The sequence below is a fragment of the Actinokineospora enzanensis DSM 44649 genome (genome assembly GCF_000374445.1).
Lineage (GTDB): Bacteria > Actinomycetota > Actinomycetes > Mycobacteriales > Pseudonocardiaceae > Actinokineospora > Actinokineospora enzanensis.
This window is the reverse complement of the sequence record NZ_KB894481.1, coordinates 1-2,059: the sequence shown is the minus strand read 5'-3', so window position 1 is coordinate 2,059 and position 2,059 is coordinate 1. Positions and strand designations below refer to the sequence as shown.

At 72.1% G+C, this 2,059-nt stretch carries 2 protein-coding genes; both read right to left on the bottom strand.

Annotated features, from left to right (window positions below; all coding sequences use genetic code 11):
* Window positions 1-209 precede the first annotated feature (209 nt).
* Entirely contained in the window at window positions 210-1,124 is a 915-nt protein-coding gene (locus C503_RS0136975; protein WP_018687222.1) for a sortase, read from the bottom strand.
* A 66-nt stretch (window positions 1,125-1,190) separates the two neighbouring features.
* The coding region (locus C503_RS47540) for a hypothetical protein (RefSeq protein ID WP_018687221.1) at window positions 1,191-2,059 on the bottom strand (869 nt) is incomplete at its 5' end.

Below are 2,059 nucleotides of genomic sequence, written 5' to 3'. Positions count from 1 at the left end.
CCACCCGATCCCACTCGGCCCTGGGGGCCTCCTGGGATCGGGTGGGAAGAGACCGGCGCGATCCCGCGTGGTGGTCCAGTCAGGGGTGGCTGGGTCAGGGGTGGCTGGGTTAGGGGTGGCTGGGTTAGGGGTGGTCGAGTTGGGGGGCTGGGTTGGAGGGCGGGTTGGGGTTAGTGGTGAATGGGGCGGAGGGCTTACATGCGAAAGACCTACATCAGGTTGGGGAGTAGGGCGGCTGCTTGGTCGGCGAGGGTTAGGGCTAGGGGGATCAAGACCGGGATGCCGATTACCCAGGCGTGCCAGCGGCCTATTCTTCTATTTGTGTAGACGATGGCTATGGCGGCGGCCAGGAGGATCAGGGTCCAGAGGGCTAGGGGGACCAGGGCGGAGGAGTCGCCTTCCATGGGCTTTTCCGACTCGGGGACGGCGAACGCGGGGAGTTGGCGGTTGCGTTCGCGGACCTCGGTGACCAGGCGGGTGTCCACCCGGAGGACGTCGGTGGGGAGGAAGTCGGCGCCGTCGGCGGTGGTCAGGACCATGCGGCCCTCGCCTGCGCCGGGGGCGGGGCGGACCTTGTCGTTGGCGCGGCGGATGCCCTGGACCAGGTAGCGGCTCTCGCCCTGGCCGGTGGTGACGATGATCAGGTCGCCCGCGCGCAGTTCGTGGATGCGGCCGAACGGGCCGCCGTAGGCCGCCTTGCGGCCGAAGAGCACGCTGGTGCCGGACTGGCCGGGCAGCGGGGTGTCGCGCTGGTGGCCGGGGCCGGACTTGAGGGCGCGGGCGGAGGTGCCCTCGCCGACGACCTCGCGGACGCCCAGGCGGGGGATCTCCAGGATGGCGACCGGGGTGCCGCTGTCGAGCAGCCTGCCTTCCGTGGTGAGGCCGGACACCGGCGCGGTCTGGTTGGCCAGCTTGGCGCGGAACTCCGTGTAGGCGGTGTTCTGGTCGCGGTCGTGCTTGACCAGGCCGATCAGGGTGAGCTGCGCGACGAAGCAGAGCAGCACGGCGCCCAGGATGCCGAGCATCTGCCCGACGAGCCTGATGTGCGGGGTGTTCGCCGCCGCGGGCACGTCCTCGACCGGGGACGGCGTCGGCTGCGGGTCTGGCGTGTCGAGCACGGTCACCCTGGTGGTCCTTTCACGGTGACGCGGGTGCGCCGGGACGGTCCGCCCCGGCGCACCCGGCGGGGGTCAGCTCTCCGTCGGCCATTCGCCCGGCGCCGGGATGGCGCGGCGGCGGCGGGTGGCGATCACCGCGATGGTGCCGAAGCCGACCAGCGCGACGCCGACGAGCACGGACAGGCCGACCGACGCGCCGGTGGAGGCCAGGCCGCCGGACCCGCTGCCTGCCGAGCCGGTGCCGCTGCCGCCGGTGCCGCCCTGCGGGAGGGGGTCGACGGTGCCGGTGCCCGGGTCGGTGGTCGTGGTGGTGTCGGCGGTCGTGCTGCCCGAGGTGGTGCTGGTCGGGCCGGAGGTCGTCGTGGGCGGGGTGGTCGGAGTGGTGGGCGGGGTGGTCGGGTTGGTGCCGTCCACCACGTGCCACGCGGTCGGGCTGGTGAAGTCCAGGACGGTGCCGAAGAAGCCGGTCACCCGGTCCTCGAACTGGACCACGCAGGACAGGACCACCGTATAGCGGCCGGGCTGGATGGTGGTGCCCGCGTCGGCGGCGATGTCCCGGAAGATCAGCGACTGGGTGGCCTCGAACGGCGCGGTGGTGGAGAAGCCCGCGTCGGTCACCGCGGTCATGTTCAGGCCGTTGGCGAACCCGCCCGGACCGACGATGTCCATCCGGTAGCCGTCGGAGCCCGCGTTGCACGGCTTGGGCGTGGTGTAGCGCGGAGCGTCCGTGTCGAGCCCGCTGGTCTTGCTCGGCGTGAGCAGGCCGAGCAGCGGCGGCTCGTCGGGGTCGGTGGTCGTGGTGGGCGCGACCGTGGTGGTGGTCGTGGTCGGCTGGGTCGTCGTGGTCGTCGGCTGAGTCGTGGTCGGCTGAGTCGTGGTCGGCTGAGTCGTCGTGGTCGTCGGCTCGGTCGTCGTCGTGGTCGGCTCGGTCGTGGTGGTGG